The 19005-nt window shown below is 68.4% G+C and carries 19 protein-coding genes, 1 tRNA gene and 1 rRNA gene; 16 read left to right on the top strand and 5 right to left on the bottom strand.

Annotated elements, in window-relative coordinates; genetic code table 11:
• Positions 1 to 29: 29 nt before the first annotated feature.
• Complete coding sequence (gene nadE / locus EXE42_RS13440) at positions 30 to 962, bottom strand: NAD(+) synthase (RefSeq protein ID WP_137706708.1); 933 nt, start codon at positions 960 to 962, stop codon at positions 30 to 32.
• 409 nt (positions 963 to 1371) lie between these two features.
• On the opposite strand from nadE, the gene EXE42_RS13435 reads away from it, so the two are divergent.
• A complete protein-coding gene (locus EXE42_RS13435; RefSeq protein ID WP_092924270.1) occupies positions 1372 to 1905 on the top strand; it encodes an Rrf2 family transcriptional regulator in 534 nt (177 codons plus the stop codon).
• A 24-nt stretch (positions 1906 to 1929) separates the two neighbouring features.
• On the opposite strand, the gene truA is transcribed toward EXE42_RS13435, so the two are convergent.
• Positions 1930 to 2847, bottom strand: coding sequence for a tRNA pseudouridine(38-40) synthase TruA (gene truA, locus EXE42_RS13430; RefSeq protein ID WP_137706707.1), 918 nt, complete (start codon positions 2845 to 2847; stop codon positions 1930 to 1932).
• Positions 2844 to 3359, bottom strand: coding sequence for a universal stress protein (locus EXE42_RS13425; protein ID WP_137706706.1), 516 nt, complete (start codon positions 3357 to 3359; stop codon positions 2844 to 2846). Before EXE42_RS13425 ends, truA begins: the two co-directional genes overlap by 4 nt.
• A 213-nt stretch (positions 3360 to 3572) precedes the next feature.
• Here EXE42_RS13425 and EXE42_RS13420 point away from each other — a divergent pair, with 213 nt between their 5' ends.
• The 10 genes from EXE42_RS13420 (at position 3573) to EXE42_RS13375 (ending at position 10349) form a co-directional block, all read left to right on the top strand.
• Positions 3573 to 4139: a peptidylprolyl isomerase gene (locus EXE42_RS13420; RefSeq protein ID WP_137706705.1), complete on the top strand. Its 567-nt coding sequence runs from the start codon at positions 3573 to 3575 to the stop codon at positions 4137 to 4139.
• A 139-nt stretch (positions 4140 to 4278) separates the two neighbouring features.
• Positions 4279 to 4387: transfer RNA gene (locus tag EXE42_RS13415), tRNA-Glu, on the top strand.
• Between the two features lie 86 nt (positions 4388 to 4473).
• The gene (locus EXE42_RS13410) at positions 4474 to 5667 is read left to right on the top strand and encodes a cystathionine gamma-synthase (protein WP_092924282.1); all 1194 of its coding nucleotides are present in this window, start codon (positions 4474 to 4476) and stop codon (positions 5665 to 5667) included.
• A 111-nt stretch (positions 5668 to 5778) separates the two neighbouring features.
• A complete protein-coding gene (locus tag EXE42_RS13405) occupies positions 5779 to 6726 on the top strand; it encodes a D-2-hydroxyacid dehydrogenase (protein WP_092924285.1) in 948 nt (315 codons plus the stop codon).
• Between the two features lie 195 nt (positions 6727 to 6921).
• On the top strand, positions 6922 to 7920 hold the full coding sequence (locus EXE42_RS13400) for a phosphate uptake regulator PhoU (protein ID WP_092924288.1): 999 nt from the start codon (positions 6922 to 6924) through the stop codon (positions 7918 to 7920).
• 95 nt (positions 7921 to 8015) lie between these two features.
• On the top strand, positions 8016 to 8399 hold the full coding sequence (locus EXE42_RS13395) for a hypothetical protein (RefSeq protein ID WP_092924291.1): 384 nt from the start codon (positions 8016 to 8018) through the stop codon (positions 8397 to 8399).
• Between the two features lie 77 nt (positions 8400 to 8476).
• Positions 8477 to 8758, top strand: coding sequence for a ubiquitin-like small modifier protein 1 (locus EXE42_RS13390; RefSeq protein ID WP_137706704.1), 282 nt, complete (start codon positions 8477 to 8479; stop codon positions 8756 to 8758).
• Entirely contained in the window at positions 8755 to 9114 is a 360-nt protein-coding gene (locus EXE42_RS13385; RefSeq protein WP_092924302.1) for a hypothetical protein, read from the top strand. The genes EXE42_RS13390 and EXE42_RS13385 overlap by 4 nt, the downstream gene beginning before the upstream one ends.
• A complete protein-coding gene (locus tag EXE42_RS13380; RefSeq protein ID WP_137706703.1) occupies positions 9114 to 9554 on the top strand; it encodes a hypothetical protein in 441 nt (146 codons plus the stop codon). The genes EXE42_RS13385 and EXE42_RS13380 overlap by 1 nt, the downstream gene beginning before the upstream one ends.
• A gap of 69 nt (positions 9555 to 9623) precedes the next feature.
• Positions 9624 to 10349: a fumarylacetoacetate hydrolase family protein gene (locus tag EXE42_RS13375; protein WP_092924308.1), complete on the top strand. Its 726-nt coding sequence runs from the start codon at positions 9624 to 9626 to the stop codon at positions 10347 to 10349.
• A gap of 39 nt (positions 10350 to 10388) precedes the next feature.
• Here the strand turns inward: EXE42_RS13375 and EXE42_RS13370 are convergent, their stop codons facing one another.
• Complete coding sequence (locus tag EXE42_RS13370; protein ID WP_137706702.1) at positions 10389 to 11213, bottom strand: hypothetical protein; 825 nt, start codon at positions 11211 to 11213, stop codon at positions 10389 to 10391.
• Positions 11214 to 11326: 113 nt separating this feature from the next.
• Here EXE42_RS13370 and EXE42_RS13365 point away from each other — a divergent pair, with 113 nt between their 5' ends.
• The 4 genes from EXE42_RS13365 (at position 11327) to EXE42_RS13350 (ending at position 17536) form a co-directional block, all read left to right on the top strand.
• Positions 11327 to 12469 carry a hypothetical protein gene (locus EXE42_RS13365; RefSeq protein WP_137706701.1) on the top strand — a complete coding sequence of 381 codons (1143 nt, stop codon included), beginning with the start codon at positions 11327 to 11329 and terminating at the stop codon, positions 12467 to 12469.
• A 129-nt stretch (positions 12470 to 12598) separates the two neighbouring features.
• Complete coding sequence (locus EXE42_RS13360; protein WP_092924317.1) at positions 12599 to 14851, top strand: NADP-dependent malic enzyme; 2253 nt, start codon at positions 12599 to 12601, stop codon at positions 14849 to 14851.
• Between the two features lie 93 nt (positions 14852 to 14944).
• Complete coding sequence (locus EXE42_RS13355; RefSeq protein WP_137706700.1) at positions 14945 to 15757, top strand: MarR family transcriptional regulator; 813 nt, start codon at positions 14945 to 14947, stop codon at positions 15755 to 15757.
• A 573-nt stretch (positions 15758 to 16330) separates the two neighbouring features.
• Entirely contained in the window at positions 16331 to 17536 is a 1206-nt protein-coding gene (locus EXE42_RS13350) for a Cdc6/Cdc18 family protein (protein WP_137693472.1), read from the top strand.
• Between the two features lie 121 nt (positions 17537 to 17657).
• Here the strand turns inward: EXE42_RS13350 and EXE42_RS13345 are convergent, their stop codons facing one another.
• Complete coding sequence (locus EXE42_RS13345) at positions 17658 to 18218, bottom strand: TATA-box-binding protein (RefSeq protein WP_004046033.1); 561 nt, start codon at positions 18216 to 18218, stop codon at positions 17658 to 17660.
• Between the two features lie 661 nt (positions 18219 to 18879).
• Here EXE42_RS13345 and EXE42_RS13340 point away from each other — a divergent pair.
• Positions 18880 to 19005: ribosomal RNA gene (locus tag EXE42_RS13340) — 16S ribosomal RNA — on the top strand; the annotation flags it as partial.

The raw sequence follows: 19005 nt of genomic DNA, 5'->3' as shown, positions 1-19005 counted from the left end.
GTCGGGCCCGACCGGCGCCGACCGCTCGATCACTCCACGTCCGCGTCCGGGGTCGGCGGCGGGAGCCGCTTGTGCGCCGTCGCGCGGTGGCGTCCGAGCAGTTCCGCGACGAGCTCGCGGTCGACGTCGAGGTCGGCGTCGGCTCCCCCGATCCGCTCGACGACCGACTCCGGGTCGAGCCCGCGGTCGACGCCGAGGTGGAGGACGGGGTCGACGACCTCGTACGGGGCGCCCAGGTCGTCCGCGTCGCGCTGGCCCGGGAGGAACCCCGCGCTCGGCGCCTTTTCCACGACGAACTCCGGCACGTCGAGCTCGGTCGCGAGCGCTCGCACGTCCGTCTTGTAGAGGTGGCCAAGCGGGAACAGGTCGGCCCCGCCGTCGCCGTGCTTCGTCAGGTAGCCCAGCAGGAGTTCGCTCCGATTCGCGGTGCCGCAGACGAGGCGGTCCGTCGCGTTCGCGGCGAGGTAGGCGACGGCCATCCGGAGGCGCGCGACGGCGTTGCCGGACCGGACCGGCTCGTCGTGGAGGTCGAAGCGGTCCGGGACGACGGCGCCGAACTGCGCGAACAGCGGCTGGAGGTGGACCGTGTCGTGGTCGATCCCCAGCGCCTCGGCGAGCGCCTCGGCGTCCCGGGCGTGTGGCGCCCCGACCTTGTTACACGGGAGGATCAGCCCGTACACGCGGTCGGCGCCGAGCGCCTCGACCGCGAGCGCGGCCGTCACCGTCGAGTCGAGCCCGCCGCTCATGTTCACCACCGCGCCGTCGGCGCCCGCGGCGTCGACTCGGTCGGCGATGAACGACCGGACCCGGCCGCGCTCGACCGCGGGATCCCGGTCCGGAAGCAGCGAGGGCGGAACCGGCCGAGCCCGGGCGGCATCTCGGTCGCCGCCCGACGCGGAGGATCCCCTCGAACGCCCGTCTGCGGCCCCGTCCGGGTCGAACGCCGACTCGCGGTCAGCCATCTTCCCCTCCGGCGCGGGCCGTCCGGCGGGCCGGCCCGTCGGCGGCTCCTCGCGGAGCACGGGCGCGTCTCTGCGGGCGGTCGCGAGCGTCGCGTTGGATCGTCATCTGTCGCCCGCCGCTTCCGGTCGGGCTGGTAAATACTTGCGGTGTAGATGGTATAAGGAATTAGTACGTTTGTATCTCATAACAGAATTATCTCTCGTTTTCAGTCGATTTTCGTCTTATTCTATCCGGCATAATAACAGTGTCTCGGAGAATGCTCCCGTCACGGAGACCGATCTCTCATCTCGAAGAAATTGCGCCGTATTTAGCAACGTTTGTTGAAAAGTATGTCGTACAAAGAATTTTCTAAGAATATAATGTCGCTATATACGAACATTTATCAGTCAAATGCGCTTCAATCCGTACATGTCGGGAATTCGTCTGAGTTCGAGTCAGAAACGGGTGCTCACCGCGCTCGTGAACCTCTCGGAGGGCCGGGAGGCACCGGTACAGGGTCGAGAGATCGCGGACGCCATCGACCGCAACGCGGGGACGGTCCGGAACCGGATGGGGAGCCTCCGGACGCTCGGACTCGTCGAGGGGGTCGCCGGGCCGGACGGCGGCTACCTCCCGACCGACGACGCGTACGACGTACTCGGTATCGAGCGGCTGGAAGAGGCCGCGACGACCCCGGTCGAGCGCGAGGGCGACCCCGTCGAAGACGTCACCGTCGCGGAGATAGACCTGTCCAGCGTCGCGAACCCGGAGCTGTGCCGCGCCGAACTCGTGATCCGGGGTCCGGTCGGTCCCTTCGACGCGGGCGATCACGTGACCGTCGGGCCGACGCCCGCGACCGGACTGCGGCTCTCGGGCGTCGTCGACGCGACGAACGTCGACGGTAACAGCCTGCTGGTCCGCGTCGACGGGATGGAGACGCCAACCGGCGGGTCAGCGGCCTGAGCGGCGCCGCTTCGCGGATCGAGTTCACACCTCCTCGGCGGCCGAGAACAGCCTGTCCCGGACCGCGCCGGTCGCGGCCGCGGCGTGGCGGGCGTCCCGGTGTCGCTCGCCGAACGCGACGCGCGCGCTCTCCGCGGCCTCGCGGTCGACGGCGAACTCCGCGTCGGGATACGTCACGTCCCACAACACGAGCGGCTCCGGCGGTGCGGGACCGACGCCTCGCTCGCCGGGAATCGGTTCGGCGTCGAGCAGTCGGTCGATCCACGCGGGGTCAGCCGTCCCTCGGCCCACGGCGCGAGCCGCTCCGATAATGCGACGCACGAGCGCCCGCGGGAAGCCGTCCGCCGCGATCTCGACCACGAGCGCGTTCCCCTCGCGAGTCGCCGCCGTGTCGAGGTCGCGAACGGTTCCCGTCTCGTCGGCGGTCAGGTTATGGAAATCGTGTTTCCCGTCGAACCGCGCGAGTGCGGTTCGGAACCGATCGTCGTCCACCGCGTGTTCCCGGTCTCGGCGCGCGGCGCTCGAGGGAGCGTCCGCTCCGGACTCGGGGGCGTGGAGGTGATACCGGTAGGTCCGCCGAACCGCGTCGTGCGTCGCGTGGAAGTCGTCCGCGACGTCGGCGGCGGCCCACACGCGGACCGACCCGGGGAGGTGACCGTTGAACGCGCGCGGCGTGAGCCACGTTGGCGCCTCGAAGGCGACCGTCTGGGCCACCGCGGAGACGCCGGCGTCGGTTCGACCGGCGGCGGCGTAGCCGGGCGGCGTCGCGTGCGTCGCCCCCGATCCGCGGTCGACGACCCCGTGCTCCGCCAGCGCTTCGAGGAGCGCGTCCCCGACCGTGTGTGCGTGCGGCTGGCGCTGGAATCCGGCGTACTCACGGCCGTCGTACGCGACCCGGAAGGCGCGGGTGACCGTCTCCCGCGCGGTCGGCTCGTCCGTCACTGGGGACCGGACGCGTCGCCGCCGTCCGTCGAGTCGCCCGCGTCCTCGTCAGTGTCGGTCGGCTTCGTCTCTCCCCCGGCCTCGTCGGGATCGGCCATCGGAACGGTCACCACCGGCACCGACGCGACGCGGACGACCTTTTCCGTGACGCTACCGAGGAGCAGCCGGCGGATCCCCTGTCGGGTGTGGCTCGGCATGACGACGATGTCGGCGCCGTCGTCGATCGCGTTCTCGATGACGTCCAGCGGCTCGCCGCGGACGACGCTCCCGACCGCCTCGACGCCTCTCGCCTCCAGTTCGGCGGTCACCGCCTCGACGCGCTCCTCGGCTGCCTCCGCGAGCCGGTCGGAGAAGACGCCGGTCCGCGGGCCCGCGAGCGTGTCGACGGCGGTGTCGGCGGCCGAGAGGACGTGGACCGTCGCGTCGTACCGCTCGGCGAGGCTGGCGGCGTGCGGGATCGCGTCGTTCGCCTCGCCGCCGGGCGCGACGGGCAGGAGAATGTCGTCGTACATACGTGGTGCTGCTCTCGCCCGGCAGAAAACGATACCGGCCGTCGAGGCGGTCGGACCTCGGTCCGTTGCGGTCCGAACGCGGCGACGGACAGAACGGGGGTCGGACCTGTGTCGACGCGTCTGCGACGTTCGTTTATAAATGGGATGTTCGCGGTCCGCGAGCTTCCCGCACGGATGGGCAGGGTTTTCCGGCGCGCGTCCCTCCCGGAAAGCATGGCACGAGAGGTTTCCGACCCCGACAACCCGCAGGTGACGATTCAGACCAACCACGGCACTATCGTCGTCGAGCTGTTCGCCGACCGCGCGCCGAAGACGGTCGAGAACTTCCTCGGCTTAGCCCGTCACGACCCCGCGGCCGACGCGGAGCCCGCGCCGGAGACGAACACGTGGGAGGACCCCAAGACCGGCGAGGTGCGCGGCGACTCGCTGTACGAGGGGGTCGTCTTCCACCGCGTCATCGACGACTTCATGATCCAGGGCGGCGACCCGATGGAGAACGGTCGCGGCGGCCCCGGCTATCAGTTCGACGACGAGTTCCACGACGACCTCACCCACGACGGGCCCGGAATCCTCTCGATGGCGAACTCCGGCCCGAACACGAACGGCTCGCAGTTCTTCATCACGCTCGACGCCACGCCGCACCTCGACGGTAAACACGCCGTCTTCGGTCAGGTCATCGACGGGATGGACGTCGTCGAGGAGATCGGCGGGGTGCCGACCGGGCGCAACGACGACCCCCGCGAGGCCGTCGAGATCGAGAAGGTCGACGTCGACGAGTAACGACGCCGACTGCGCCCTCGACCGTGCGCTGATGCGCCCTCGACCGCGTGTCGATTGCGCCCTCGACCGCGTGCGCCGCCGTCCCACGCTGGGGGGACTTGAGAAGAGTTAAATCGCCCCCGACGTAACCACCGTTCGCGCTCGGTTGGTGTAGTCCGGCCAATCATGTTGGCCTTTCGGCGGACGCGGCGCCTCGGCGCCGGTTCGGAAGTCAGCCGACGACCAGGGTTCAAATCCCTGACCGAGCATCCACTCTCACACCGCGAGCGGCGCGCCTCATCTGCCGGTCGGTCCGAAGGGGAAGAATCACCAGCCTCGGAAACGAGGTGTCTCCATGAGCGACCGATCCGACGAGGGCGACGGCGAACTCCCCGACGACCGCCGCATCGAGACCCGAGCGATCCACGCCGGCCAGGAGCCCGACCCGGAGACGGGGGCGCTGATGACGCCGATCCACGCGAACTCGACGTACGAGCAGGACGCGCCGGGCGAGCACCGCGGCTACGAGTACAGCCGGACCGGGAACCCGACGCGCACCGACCTCGAAGCGAACCTCGCCTCGCTGGAGTCGGGTAGCCACGCGCGCTGTTTCTCCTCGGGGATGGGCGCGATCAACACCGTTCTCAACCTGCTGTCCGCGGGCGACCACGTCGTCGCCGGCGACGACGTGTACGGCGGCACCCACCGAATTCTCACGCAGGTGTACGACGAGTACGACATCGACACGACGTTCGTCGACACCACCGACCACGACGCGGTCCGGGCGGCGTTGCGCGACGAGACCGAGCTGGTGTGGGTCGAGACGCCGACGAACCCTCTGATGAACGTCAACGACATCGGCGCGCTCGCCGACATCGCCCACGAACGCGACGCGCTCTGCGCGGTCGACAACACGTTCGCGACGCCGTACCTCCAGCGCCCGCTCGAACACGGCGCCGACGTCGTCTCCCAGTCGCTGACGAAGTACCTCGGCGGCCACTCCGACACCATCGGCGGCGCGCTGATCGTCGACGACGAGGAGCTAGACGAGCGGCTCGGCTTCTACCAGAACTCCGTCGGCGCGACCCCCGGCCCGTTCGACGCGTTCCTCGTCCTTCGCGGGACGAAGACGCTCCCCGTGCGGATGGACCGTCACTGCGAGAACGCGATGGAACTCGCGGAGTGGCTGGAGGCCCACGACGCGGTCGAGCGCGTCTACTACCCCGGGCTGGAGAGCCACCCGGACCACGAGCTGGCGGCCGAACAGATGGACGACTTCGGCGGCATGCTCTCGTTCGAGCTGGCCGGCACCCTCGACGAGGCGTCGACGGTCGTGAGCGAGACCGAGGTGTTCACGCTCGCGGAGTCGCTCGGCGGCGTCGAGAGCCTCATCGAGCAGCCGGCGGCGATGACCCACGCGGCCATCCCGCGCGAGGAGCGGCTCGCCGCCGGGCTCACCGACGGCCTCATTCGGGTGTCGGTGGGGATCGAACACGTCGACGACATGAAGGCCGACCTTCAGGCCGCGTTCGACGCCGCGCTGTCGTAGGTCGCGTCGCTCGGCTTCGTCGGTCTCCCCGCTTCGGCTTCGCTGGTCGCGCCGCCACACTCGGCGGCCGACGACTGCACAATTTTTATCAGTACCGCCGAGACTCCCCGTATGAGCGACCCGGATATCCTGGTGCTCCGACAGACGATTCACGGACTCGGTCCCGACGAACTGACGGCCGCCCTCCGCGACCGACTTCCCGGCGCCGAGGTCGTACGAGCGCGGACACCGGCGGCGGAGCGCGACCTGATCCGGACGGCGCGGGTCGCCGTCGGCCTCAACGTCGACGAGGGACTGCTCGACGCGGCCGAGGAACTGGAGCTGTTCGCCTGCGTGTTCGCGGGGACGGGACATCTCCCCCGAGACCTGCTCGCGGACCACGGGGTCGCCGTGACGAACGCCTCGGGCGTCCACGGGCCGAACATCGCCGAACACGTCGTCGGGTCCATGATCGCGCACGCGAGGCAGTTCCACCGGGCGTACCGCCAGCAGTCCCGCCGCGAGTGGCGCACCTACGAGACGACGGAGGTGTACGGTTCGACGGTCGCCGTGGTCGGCCTCGGCGCCATCGGGCAGGCGGTCGTCGAGCGACTGGCGGCGTTCGACGTCGAGACGGTCGGCGTCCGCTACTCTCCCGAGAAGGGCGGCCCGACCGACGAGGTGTACGGGTTCGACGAGTTCCACGAGGCCGTCACCGACGCGGAGTACGTCGTGCTGGCGTGTCCGCTCACGGAGACGACGCGGGGGCTGGTCGACGCCGACGCGCTCCGGACGATGCGGCCCGACGCTATCCTCGTAAACATCGCGCGCGGCCCGATCGTCGACACCGACGCGCTCGTGACGGAGCTTCGGAACAACCGCATCCGCGGCGCGGCGCTGGACGTCACCGACCCCGAGCCGCTCCCCGAGGACCACCCGCTGTGGGGGCTGTCGAACGCGACGATCACGCCGCACAACGCCGGCCATACGCCCGAGTACTACGAGCGCGTCGCCGACATCCTCGCCGACAACGTGGCGCGGTTGGACGCCGGCGACGAACTCCGTAACCGCGTGGTGTGAGAGGGCACCCCGACCGACGGTGGCAGATACTATATATCTCTATATAATCTGTGCGTCTTCGGGGGATGACAGCCATTACTGTCGTCGTCAGCGTATGCTTTGCCCGTTTCGCTCGGATTCAACCGCCATATAGGGGCTCTTCCGAAGGTATATACTTTGATCAAAATTAAGGTGATCCGCTCCGGAGGGAGAGGTATGGAAACGAGGAAGGTCCAGGTCACCGGCGGTTCGACGTACACAGTCTCGATTCCGAAGACGTGGGCGACCGACAACGACGTCGAGGCCGGGACGGAGATCGAGTTCCACCCGGACGGCGATTCGCTGTTCCTCACGCCGCGATCCGAGACGGAGCGGACGCGGGGAACGCTGGACATCGCGAACCTGACCGGGCAGGCGCTCCGCCGCGCGGTGACGACCATGTACGTCAGCGGCTTCGACATCATCGAACTGGAGGCCGCGGAGATCACCACCGAACAGCGCTCGACGATCCGCGACGCGGTCCAGAGCCTCGTCGGCCTCGAGGTGTTAGAGGAGACCCGCGACCGCGTCGTCGTCCAGGACTTGCTCGACTCCTCGGAGCTTTCGATCCACAACGCGGTCACCCGGATGCGGCTGATCTCGCTGTCGATGCTCGAAGACGCGATCACCGCGCTCGCCGAGCGCGACCACGACCTCGCGCGCGACGTGATCGGGCGCGACGACGACCTCGACCGGCTGTGGCTCGTCGTCTCGCGGATCTTCCGCGCCACGCTGCGGACGCCGAAGGCCGCCGAGGAGCTCGGACTCCCGCGCGAGGAGTGTTTCGACTACCACTCCAGCGCCCGCCAGCTAGAGCGGATCGGCGATCACGCGACGAAGATCGCGCACCTGACCCTGAACATCGACGATCCCCTGCCCGACGAGGTCGTCGACGCGGTACGCGACCTCCACGGCGACGCCGTCGACGTGATCGACACGGCGATGGACGCGCTGTTCGACGACGACACCGAGGCGGCGACCCGCCGGGCCAACGAGGCGCGAACCGGGGTCAGGGCGATCGACGAGCGCGTCAGATCCATCGACGAACTCCTCCGCGACCTCGACCCGACGCGCGCGCAACTGCTCGGACTCGTCGTCGACTCCGTCCTCCGGTCGGCCGACTACGGCGGGAACATCGCCGAGACCGCGCTCCAGAAGGCCGCGCCGACGCCGTGAGGGGGGTTCGCCAGACCCCTGCCGAGAGGCTCGGTGCCGCGATCGTCGTTGCCGGGTGAACGGGTTTTTTGAGCGCGCTCCTCCGAGTGGATAGCATGCCAGAGATCGAACTCGGCGTGCCGAAGGGCGTCGTCGAGTCGCTCCCGGAGGAGGAGGGGACCGCCGAACGCGACATGCGGCGCGCCATCACGGGGATCCAGTCGCGCCTGAACGACGCCCTCGCGGACGCGGACCCGGACGAGGCCGCCGAGGTCGTCGCCGACGCGGTCGAGCGCATGGAGTCACAGGCGAGCACCTACCACGAGTTCGTCCCGGAGCTGCGCGCGTGGGGGCAGTCGCCCATCTACGCCATTGCGTGGCGGAACCTCTACCTCGAACTCATCGGGCAGCTGTACGACCACGAGTGGCTCGCCGACGACCTCGACCGCGAGCGTAACTTCCGACTGGTCGAGGACGGCATCCGGCTGTCCGATCTGTGACCGGCGGCGCGTCGACTCCGTGGGCGCGGCTTTCCGCGGCCGGCCGCTTTTAAGCCGCCGCGGCCCGAACTACGGGTATGAAACTGGAACTGCGGTTCTTCGCGACGTTTCGCGAGGCCGCCGGCGGGAAGACGGTGAACGCCGAGTTCGCTGACGGCTCCACGGTCGGTGATATTCTGCGCGAACTGGAGTCGGAGTACGAGGGGATGGAGGGTCGCCTCGTCGTCGACGGCGACCTCGCGCCCCAGATCAACGTCCTGAAGAACGGCCGCGAGGTGCTCCACCTCGACGGGCTCGACACGCCGATGACGGACGGCGACCGGCTCTCCGTCTTCCCGCCGGTCGCGGGGGGCGCATGAGCGGCGACGGCTCGGCGGCGGAGGGGACCGACGACGACGCGAGTGCCGACTCGCCCGGGCCCCCTGTCTCGGAGGAAGGCTGGGAGCGCAAGACGGTGGCGTACCGGGGCATCTCCCGCCGGCTCGCGGCTCACTACCTCCGCAACCTGGGCGGGGAACTCGTGGGGACCGACGACCCCGCGGAGGCGACCCGCGTGGACGGCGACGGCTGGCGGGTCACCCTCAGCGCCGAGAAGGTGACCGCGGCGGCCGCCATCAGACTCACGGAGGTGACCGCCGAGTTCGCGGGCGACCCCGAGGTCCTCGCCGAGCTCCTCCCGAAGTACCGGCAGAAGGCGATGCGCGCCGGCGGGTGATGTCGGACGACGCCGACGCCGGGGCTGGCGGCGACCGGGAGGACGCCGGCCGGGATCCCGGGCCGTACCCGATCGAGGGGACCGCGCTGGTGAAGACGGCCGCGCTCGCGAGCGTGCCGGCCGCTCGCGTGCCGACGCTGCTCGCGCGCGTCCAGGCCGATCTCGGCCCCAGGATCGACGCGTATCGCCGGCGCTACGAGCGGATCGCGGCCGAGCCGGACCGCGAGACGTTCCTCGTCGAGCCGGACCACTGGGTGGCGGTGGCCGACCGCGTCGGGCTCAGCGACCGCGAGCGCGACGCCGCGGTCCGCGCCCACGAGGCGGCCGTCGAGCGGATCGGGTCCGGGAGCGGTCGCCGGGCGGAGTTCGACACGGCGCTGGAGATCCGGTCGGGAGTCGTTATCGGGGTCGACGCGGACGGCGAAGCGGGCGACGACTGATCCGCGTCCCCCTCCGCGGTCGCCCGCGATCACCGACGCCTTTTCGTGTGACAGCGTGGACGTGTCCCCATGCGACTCGCTCGACTGCTCACGCCGGACGGACCCGTCGCCGGCCGCTACGTCGACGGCGCGGTCGTCACCGGCGACGGCCGCTACGAGGTCGGTCGCGACGGGCGGCTGCTCCCACCGTGCGACCCGACCGCGCTGTACTGCGTCGGTCGGAACTACGCCGAGACGCTCGAACAGATGGACTACGAGCGGCCGGAGGAGCCGGACTTCTTCGTCAAGCCGCCGGCGAGCCTGCTGGCGCACGGCGAGCCGATCCGGTACCCCGAGTGGACCGACGAACTGACGTACGCCGGCGAACTGGTCGCCGTGATCGACGAGCGGTGCCGCGACCTCGACCCCGAAGCCGTGCCCGACGTCGTGCGCGGCTACACGGTGATGAACGACGTCGACGCGCTGGACCAGCAGGGCCGGACCGCGCGCAAGGCGTTCGACGGGTCGGCGCCGCTGGGGCCGTGGGTCGAGACCGACGTGGACCCGACGAGTCTCGACATCGAAACCACCGTGGGCGGCGAGACGCGCCAGGACGCCAACACGGAGCTGATGCTGTTCGGCCCGCGCGAGGTCGTCTCGCATCTCTCGAAGCGGTTCACCTTCGAACCCGGGGACTGCGTCGCGTTCGGTAGCCCCGCGAATCCCGGCCTCGTCGAACCCGGCGAGCGCGTCGAGATCACCTACGAGGGGGTCGGTACCCTCTCGAACGCGGTGGTCGCGCCCGGCGCGGAGTGAGCGTCTCCGGGAGCGGCGGCGAGAGGCGGTCGGTCGGTCTCAGCGACCCGTCGGGTCGAGGTCGTCGACGTTCGCGTCGTCGATCAGGCGGTCGGCGTTCGTTAGCGCCGTCTCGTCGCCGGTTCGGACGTATTCACCGAGCGCGTCTGCGGCCTCGACGAGGGCGTCCGCGGCCGCGGGCGGCACGTCGCCCCCGAGCGCGTCGACGCGCGTGACCCGGTCGCGGAGGCGCTCGAAGGCGTCGCGAGCCGGTCCGACTCTCGCTTTTGCGCTCTCTCCCTCTACGGTGACCGCCGGACCGTCGCCCTCGCCGGCGTCGTCTGAATCGGCACCGGTTTCGAGTTCGTCGAGGAAGTCGAGCGCGTCGCTGCGATACGCCTCGACCGCGCGCACGGCCGCCATCCCCCGGGCCTCGCGGAGCGCGGTCGGGACCTCGTCCGCCGGGGGTCGGTCGCCGTCGTCGGCGCCGGCGAGGAGGTCGAGGAGGTACTCGCGGTCGGCGTCGGTCGGGTCGCGCAGCCGCTCGAAACAGTCGACGGCCTCCAGCAGTTCGCGGGCCGCGAGGTACGTCGCGTCGAGCGGCGCGAGCCGGCCGCCGTCGATGAACCCGCGCTTCCGGCAGTACTCCCGGAGGTCGGACCGGAGATCGTCCGTCCCCGACCGGGGGAGGGTCTCGGGCGCGTCCCCGAACCGCTCGCGGTGAGCGGCGAGGTCGAGCGAGACGGGGGCGTCGGTGTGGGCGGTGCGGGCGTCGACGCCGACGCTGCGCAGGTCGCCGCAGCTCGGACACGCGACGGAGCCCGTCTCGTAGTACGACCACCGCGCGCCACAGGACTGGCACTCGCGTTCGCCGCGGACCTTCATACGGGGCGGTTCGTCGCGTCCGCCCTAAACGACTGCGGGTCGCACGCCCGTCCCTCGAACGGGCAACCCGATCCGTGGCCAGCCTATTTCACGCTCTCCGGCGAACGGTCGGTATGACCTGGCACGCCGTCGACGCGGTCGACCGCGCCGTCGACGCGACGCGGCGGTTCCTCTTTCCCTTCGAGGCGGTGCGATGGGCGAAGCTCGCGTTTCTCGCGCTCGTGATGGCGGGCGGGGGCGCCGGAGCGTCGCGGGTCGGATCGGCGTCGCTCGGCGCCTCGGCCGGCGGAGTCGGCGCCTGGAGCGAGCCCGTCCCGACCGAGCTCGAGTCGGTGCCCGCGGGCGTCGAACGCGTCGCGGGCGTCGAACGCGTCGCGGGCGTCGAACGCGTCGCGGCCGCGGGCGCCGAGCGGCTCGCCCGGCTCGACGCCGCGCTGCTGGCCGGGATCGCGGTCGGTGCGGTGCTCGTGGCCTCCGTGTTCCTCGCGTGTTCGATCGCGTTCCGGCTCGCCTTCTACGACGCGCTCGCGACGACAGAGGTCGCGCTCTGGCGGCCGTTCCGCGACCGGTTCCGGCAGGCTTTGGGACTGCTCGGATTCTCGGCAGCCCTCGCGGCGGCGACCGGACTCCCCGCGGTCGCGCTCGCGGTCGCCGTCGACCCGGCGGCGTCGCGAACGGTCGGGATTCCGTTCGGCGGGGCCTCCGGGTCGTCGACGATCGCGTCCGCAGCGGTCGGGGCGTTCGCCGCGTCCGCGGTCGCGCTGGCGCTGATCGGGGCCGTCGGTTCCCGGCTCACCTTCGAGTTCGTCGCCCCCGCGATGGTCGCCCGCGACGCGGGCGTGCTCGCCGGGTGGCGAGCGGTGTGGGCGTCGATCCGCGAATCGCCCGGCGACGTGGCCGCCTACCTCGCGGTTCACGCCGTCCTCGCGGCCGGCGTCGGGATCGTTCGGGCCGTCGCCGTCGCGTTCGTCGGCGGCGTCGTCGCCGTGACGGGGCTCGTCGCGCTCCTCCTCGCGGCGGTTCCGCTCGGCGGGGTCGGGGCGTTGATCGGGACGACCACCGGGGCGGTCGTTCTCGCGACCGTTCTGGTCTGCGCGCTCGCCGCCGTCGCGATCCTGACGCTCCCGGTCACCCTGGTAGTGCGGACGTACCTGACCGCGTTCGAGGTCTCGACGCTCGCCGGGTTCGATCCCGACCTGGCACCGGTCGCGTCGACGCTCGCCGCTCGCGGCCCGTCGGAATCGGCCGGGGAGTGATTCGCCGGTCAGTACGCGTCGTCCGGGGTCTCCGCACCGGTGAGCGACCGTCGGATGATCGTCGAACGTCGAATATCGGGTTCGACGCCTTCGGATAGCTTTTTACTCCGTTCACGAATGGAGGGAGACATGGGACTGGATGACGACGCGCGGGAGTATCACCGACAGGATCCGCCCGGGAAGATCGAGATCGAGACGACGAAGCCCACGAACACGCAGCGAGACCTCTCGCTGGCGTACTCGCCCGGGGTCGCGGCGCCGTGTCGCGACATCGCGGCCGACCCCGAGTCCGTCTTCGAGTACACGGCGAAGGGGAACCTCGTCGCCGTCGTCTCGAACGGGTCGGCCGTCCTCGGGCTCGGCGACATCGGCGCCGCCGCCTCGAAGCCCGTCATGGAGGGGAAGGGGGTGCTGTTCAAGCGCTTCGCCGACATCGACGTGTTCGACATCGAACTCGATATCGACGCCGTCGACCCGTTCTGCGAGGCGGTGAAGGCGATGGAGCCGACGTTCGGCGGGATCAACCTCGAGGACATCAAGGCTCCAGAGTGCTTCGAGATCGAGGAGCGGCTCCGCGAGGAGATGGACGTCCCGGTGTTCCACGACGACCAGCACGGCACCGCGATCATCTCCGGTGCGGCCCTGATGAACGCGGTCGACATCTCCGACAAGGACCTCTCCGAGATCGAGATCGTCTTCTCCGGCGCCGGCGCGTCGGCAATCGCGACGGCCCGGTTCTACGTCTCGCTGGGCGCGCGTAAAGAGAACATCACGATGTGCGACTCCTCGGGGATCATCACCGAGGAGCGCGTCGAGGCGGGCGACGTGAACGAGTACAAGAGCCAGTTCGCCAGCCCGGTCGAGAGCGGCGACCTGGCGGACGCCATGGCGGGCGCCGACGTGTTCGTCGGGCTCTCGGTGGGGGGGATCGTCTCGCAGGAGATGGTCCGCTCGATGGGCGACGACCCGATCATCTTCGCGATGGCGAACCCCGACCCCGAGATCACCTACGAGGACGCGAAGGACGCGCGCGACGACACGGTGATCATGGCGACCGGCCGGTCGGACTACCCGAACATGGTGAACAACGTGCTCGGGTTCCCGTTCCTGTTCCGCGGGGCGCTCGACGTGCGCGCGACCGAGATCAACGAGGAGATGAAGGCGGCCGCGTCGGCGGCCCTCGCCGACCTCGCGCGAAAGGACGTCCCCGACGCGGTCGTGAAGGCGTACGGCGACGACCCGCTCCAATTCGGCCCCGACTACGTGATCCCGAAGCCGCTCGACCCGCGCGTGTTGTTCGAGGTGGCGCCGCGCGTCGCGGAGGCCGCGATGGAGTCCGGCTCCGCCCGAACCGAGATCGACCTGGAGAAGTACCGGGAGCGACTCGAAGCGAGGCTCGGGAAGTCCCGCGAGATGATGCGGGTCGTCCTGAATAAAGCGAAGAGCGACCCGAAGCGGATCGCGCTCGCAGAGGGCACCGACGAGAAGATGATCCGCGCGGCCTACCAGCTGTCCGAGCAGGGGATCGCGGAGCCGGTGTTGCTCGGCGACGCGGACAGCATCTCGAAGACCGCGGCCGAACTCGGGCTCTCGTTCCGGCCCGAGGTCGTCGACCCCGACGACCGGGACGTCTCCGGGTACGGCGACCGACTGTACGAGCTTCGCAAGCGCAAGGGTATCACGAAGCGGGAGGCGGACGACCTCGTCAAACGCGACACCAACTACCTCGGGAGCGTGATGGTCGAAAACGGCGACGTCGACGCGATGCTCACCGGGCTCACCCACCACTACCCCTCCGCGCTCCGCCCGCCGCTTCAGATCGTCGGGTCCGCGGACGACACCGACACCGTCGCCGGCGTGTACATGCTCACGTTCAAGAACCGGGTCATCTTCTGTGCGGACACGACCGTCAATCAGGACCCCGACGCGGAGACGCTCGCGGAGGTCACGCGACACACCGCCGACCTCGCGCGCCGGTTCAACGTCGAGCCGCGCGCGGCGATGCTGTCGTACTCCAACTTCGGCAGCGTCGACAACGAGGGGACGCGGAAGCCGCGGGACGCGGTCGACATCCTCCAGCGCGACGACGGCGTCGACTTCCCCGTCGACGGCGAGATGCAGGCCGACACCGCGGTCGTCGAGGACATCCTCAACGGAACCTACGAGTTCTCCCAGCTCGACGAGGCCGCCAACGTCCTCGTGTTCCCAAACCTCGAGGCCGGGAACATCGGCTACAAGCTACTTCAGCGGCTCGGCGGCGCCGAGGCCATCGGCCCCATGCTCGTCGGCATGGACGAACCGGTTCACGTGCTCCAGCGGGGCGACGAGGTGAAAGACATCGTCAACCTCGCCAGCGTCGCCGTCGTGGACGCTCAGGAGTAGTTCGTCGCACGTCCCACGCCGGTGGGAATTGTCGCACGTCCCACGCCGGTGGGCACACCAATTTTACTTGTTTCCAACTACGATAGTATTGATATGGGACCGAGCGAGGATCCGGGGGAAGCGACCGCACCGCGAGTGCTCGACGACAGGCGCGACGCGACTCGCTACCGGGTTCTCGTCGAGATCGCCGCGCGACAACCGGCTGTGAGCCAAGAGGAGATCGCGGACGTAATCGGCGTGACGTCGCAGGCGGTGAGCGATTACGTTCGGGATCTGGTCGATGGGGGCTTCGTAGAGAAGCACGGTCGCGGCCGATACGAGGTGACGAAGGAGGGCGTCGACTGGATCATCACGCGAACCGACGCCCTCTCGGAGTTCGTTTCCCGGGTGTCGGAGGACGTTCTGGGAAGCGTCGACGTCGACGCCGCGGTGACGACCGGATCGGTCGAGGAGGGAGACGAAGTCGGACTGGAGATGCGCGACGGCGTGTTACACGCCGTCCCCGAGGGCGGATCGGCGACCGCCGTCGTCGTTACCGGCGGTGAGGCGGGGGAGGCCGTCGGCGTCACCGACTTCGAGGGCGTCGTCGAGTACGACCCGGGGATGGTGACGGTGGTTCCCGTTCCGGCGGTAACCGAAGGCAGTCCGCCCCCTCTCGACGTCATTACCGATCGCGCTGCCGGGGCGGAGTTAGTCGCTGTCGGCGGGACCGAAGCGTACGCGCTCGCGACCCGAGCCGACCTTCGGCCGGACGTGCGCTTCGGATCCGCGACGGGCGTCTCGCAGGCCGCTCTCCGCGGCCTCGACGTACTGCTACTAGTGTCGACCGACGAACTCTCCCGACACACGACGCGACTCCGCGAAGACGGCGTTCGGTACGAGGTACGCGACTCCCTCGAACGATAGGTCGACAGGCGGTTCGGATTCGGTTTTCGATCGGAGAGACACACCGTGTTTCCGGTGAAATGGGGGTGTGGTGGGCTTCGGGTAGCGTCCGTGCGGCGGTGGCTGTCATTTGTGACCGAACTAAAACAACAGGATTTATTACTTACTCCAGAGTACAGCTCGCCAAGCCAGACGGGCGACAGCTCGCTGGGCGACACCGGGCGTTTCACCGGAAATGTGGTCTCCCCTTCCTCATGTGGTGACGCCCGGACTCCGACTCCGGACACCGTGTTTCCGGTGAAAGAGCGCAACCGGTCGGCGCCGCGCCGACTAGTGCCAGTAGTGGCCGCTCACCGACGCTCAGGGGTATTTTCTCTCACGCTGCTTGCTACTTCCGACTCCTCACGCTCCTTCGGGTCGTCACCCTGTCCTTTTCGACCGCCTGTTCGGCTTTCCCACCCGACCCCCCAACCGCCCACCCCCGTTTCACCGGAAACACGGTGTGTGTCTCGACCCGTCGATCTCACCACAAACCCCACCCCGCACGCGGTCACGAAACAGAACGCATTTCACCGGAAACCCGGTGTCTCTCTCATGGACGCAGCGGACGATCTCTTCACGAGAGAGGACCCTATCTTCGCGAACAAGGAACTCCTCGAGATCAGTCATCTACCGGGCGAGGGGCGCATCGTCGGTCGGGACGACGAGATTGCCGACCTAGCGACGGCCGTCAATCCGGCCATCTTCGGACAGAGCCCGAGCAACGTGCTCATCTACGGGAAAACGGGCACCGGGAAATCGCTGTGTGCGAAGTACGTCTCGAAGCGGCTCGTCTCGACCGCCAGCGAGGAGGGCGTTACCGCGACGTTCGCCTACGTCGACTGCGCGCAGGACACCACGGAGACGCAGGCGGTCCAGACGATCGCTGAGGGAGTCAACGACCCCCAAGAGACCGGTATCAACGTCCCCGATAAGGGCCTTTCCACCTCCACGTACTACAAGCGGCTCTGGCGGATCCTCGACCAGCGGTACGACGTCGTCCTGATCCTCCTGGACGAGATCGACAAGCTCGACGACGACGCTATCCTGATGCAGCTGTCCCGGGCGGGCGAGGCCGGCAAGATCACCGACTGTAAGCTCGGGGTCGTCGGGATCAGCAACAAGATCCAGTACAAAGACCGAATGGACGAGCGCGTCAAGTCGAGCCTCTGTGAGCGCGAGTTCGTCTTTCCGCCGTACGACGCGAATCAACTCAGGGAAATCATGCAGGCGCGAGCGGACGCGTTCCACGACGATGTCCTCGAACCGTCGACGATCCCCCGCGCCGCCGCGCTCGCCGCGCGCGAACACGGCGACGCGCGGAAGGCAATCGATATCCTCCGATACGCCGGCGAGATCGCACAAGCGAACGGCGAGCCCACGGTCCGCGAGGAGTTCGTCACGCAGGCGCGCGAGCGCGCCGAAACCGATCGGTTCCGAGAACTCATCCGCGGATCGACGCCGCACTCGCGATACGTACTCCAAGCGCTCGCGCTACTGTCGCTTTCGAACGGGCGTCAAGACGGGTTCCGAACGAGTCGCGTGTACGAAATCTACGAGAACATCTGTCGGCAGGAGGGCTCCGACAGCCTCTCGCTGCGACGCGTCCGCGACCTCCTGAAGGAACACGCGTTCCTCGACATCATCGAACAGTCGAAACACAGCGGCGGCAGCGCCGAGGGCAGTTACACGAAACACCAGCTGCTCGAGGACCCGAGCGTCGTCAAGGAAGTCCTCACCCAAGACGACACGGAACCATAGTCGGGCCACACTCGGTCACTCGGGATCGAACTACCGCCGGTGCAGTTCCGGGCGACTGACCGTCACCGCAACGCTCCCCGTCGAGACGAGGCCACCGAACAGACCGATCGATGCGATCGCGTCAGCCGAGCAGACCGAGTCCTTCGATGCGTTCGACGATTTCCTCGACCGCCTCCTCGGCGTCGTCGGTCCGCTTTCCGCCGGTGATAACGATCTTTCCGCTCCCGAAGAGGAGGATGACGACCTCCGGCTCGTCCATCCGGTAGACGAGCCCCGGGAACTGCTCCGGCTCGTACTCCACGTCCTCGAGCCCGAGGCCGATCGCGAGCGCGTTGAGATTGAGGTTATGTCCGAGGTCCGCGCTCGACACGATGTTCTGAACGGTGATCTCCGGATCGTCCTCCACGGGAATCTGGAGGCCACGGAGCTTCTCGAAGATGATGCCGAGCGCCTCGTGAACGTCGTCGATGCTCTTTGCGCCCGTGCACACGATCTTTCCGGAACGGAAGATCAGCGCGGCGGCCTTCGGCTCCTGGGTACGGTACACGAGCCCGGGAAAGTTGTCGGGGTTGAAATCAGCACCCGGGAGGTCCTCCGCGAGCGCCTCCAAATCGAGCTCCTGACCGATACCCGTCGATGCAACAACGTTCTGAATCTCGATCGAGTCTGCAGGGTTCGTCATCGTTCGCTTTTATATGTGGCCCCCTCCCTTATAAACGCCCGTGGTATAAACGACACGCCCGCTCCAAAACGCGTCTCTCTTCTGTTCCCCGTACGCGTGAGTCTCTGGATCCTACCGGCTCACTATGACAAGTATCGGATACCTTTCCGGATATCGACCCACCATCGAGCCACTCGACGGTCGCGTTCCTCCCTCCCCGCTACCTCTCCCTGTCGAAATCGCTCGTCGCGGATCGTTCCATGAAACCGCATGACGTGGCGTAGATGCTTCGACGGGGTTAAATACAACCCGGGCATTCGAATAAACGCGAGGCGCCCCCTACGAGGGGGCACCGACCGGCCGCAGACGCGGCCGGTCGAAGCGTTCCGACGTGCTTAAGTGTATAAGCCCGTTCGGTCGATACGCGAAGAAACGCACCGCGGACTCGGGCCGTTCAACTCGGCCCGGTTTCGCAGAGTCGGTTCGTCCGACTCATTTGATGAGGATCACGCCCCCTGCGCTCCGGCGTAAGCGGTGATCTGATGTGAGCCGTGGTCGTTCGGTGTCATCCAAGTCGTTGGCTGGCCCGGACACCACACAGACCAATGCAATGGTGTGTCAACACTACGTTGACACCCGCCAACACCCCCTTCAGGCCGGGAATCAGGCCTGAAGGATATTCATTCCGGTTGATCCTGCCGGAGGCCATTGCTATTGGGATCCGATTTAGCCATGCTAGTCGCACGAGTTCACACTCGTGGCGAATAGCTCAGTAACACGTGGCCAAACTACCCTTCGGAACACAATA

Source organism: Halorubrum sp. SP3 (assembly GCF_005435195.1).
Taxonomy (GTDB): Archaea; Halobacteriota; Halobacteria; order Halobacteriales; family Haloferacaceae; genus Halorubrum; species Halorubrum sodomense.
Note: the sequence above shows the minus strand (reverse complement) of the source record. Positions and strands in the feature narration are given on the sequence as shown.

Bases quoted from the DNA above. Each gene is read 5' to 3' on its own strand.
- nadE (WP_137706708.1), bottom strand. From the start codon at position 962: ATGGCTGACCGCGAGTCGGCGTTCGACCCGGACGGGGCCGCAGACGGG.
- EXE42_RS13435 (WP_092924270.1), top strand. From the start codon at position 1,372: ATGTCGGGAATTCGTCTGAGTTCGAGTCAGAAACGGGTGCTCACCGCG.
- EXE42_RS13425 (WP_137706706.1), bottom strand. From the start codon at position 3,359: ATGTACGACGACATTCTCCTGCCCGTCGCGCCCGGCGGCGAGGCGAAC.
- EXE42_RS13420 (WP_137706705.1), top strand. From the start codon at position 3,573: ATGGCACGAGAGGTTTCCGACCCCGACAACCCGCAGGTGACGATTCAG.
- EXE42_RS13410 (WP_092924282.1), top strand. From the start codon at position 4,474: ATGAGCGACCGATCCGACGAGGGCGACGGCGAACTCCCCGACGACCGC.
- EXE42_RS13405 (WP_092924285.1), top strand. From the start codon at position 5,779: ATGAGCGACCCGGATATCCTGGTGCTCCGACAGACGATTCACGGACTC.
- EXE42_RS13400 (WP_092924288.1), top strand. From the start codon at position 6,922: ATGGAAACGAGGAAGGTCCAGGTCACCGGCGGTTCGACGTACACAGTC.
- EXE42_RS13395 (WP_092924291.1), top strand. From the start codon at position 8,016: ATGCCAGAGATCGAACTCGGCGTGCCGAAGGGCGTCGTCGAGTCGCTC.
- EXE42_RS13390 (WP_137706704.1), top strand. From the start codon at position 8,477: ATGAAACTGGAACTGCGGTTCTTCGCGACGTTTCGCGAGGCCGCCGGC.
- EXE42_RS13385 (WP_092924302.1), top strand. From the start codon at position 8,755: ATGAGCGGCGACGGCTCGGCGGCGGAGGGGACCGACGACGACGCGAGT.
- EXE42_RS13380 (WP_137706703.1), top strand. From the start codon at position 9,114: ATGTCGGACGACGCCGACGCCGGGGCTGGCGGCGACCGGGAGGACGCC.
- EXE42_RS13375 (WP_092924308.1), top strand. From the start codon at position 9,624: ATGCGACTCGCTCGACTGCTCACGCCGGACGGACCCGTCGCCGGCCGC.
- EXE42_RS13370 (WP_137706702.1), bottom strand. From the start codon at position 11,213: ATGAAGGTCCGCGGCGAACGCGAGTGCCAGTCCTGTGGCGCGCGGTGG.
- EXE42_RS13365 (WP_137706701.1), top strand. From the start codon at position 11,327: ATGACCTGGCACGCCGTCGACGCGGTCGACCGCGCCGTCGACGCGACG.
- EXE42_RS13360 (WP_092924317.1), top strand. From the start codon at position 12,599: ATGGGACTGGATGACGACGCGCGGGAGTATCACCGACAGGATCCGCCC.
- EXE42_RS13355 (WP_137706700.1), top strand. From the start codon at position 14,945: ATGGGACCGAGCGAGGATCCGGGGGAAGCGACCGCACCGCGAGTGCTC.
- EXE42_RS13350 (WP_137693472.1), top strand. From the start codon at position 16,331: ATGGACGCAGCGGACGATCTCTTCACGAGAGAGGACCCTATCTTCGCG.
- EXE42_RS13345 (WP_004046033.1), bottom strand. From the start codon at position 18,218: ATGACGAACCCTGCAGACTCGATCGAGATTCAGAACGTTGTTGCATCG.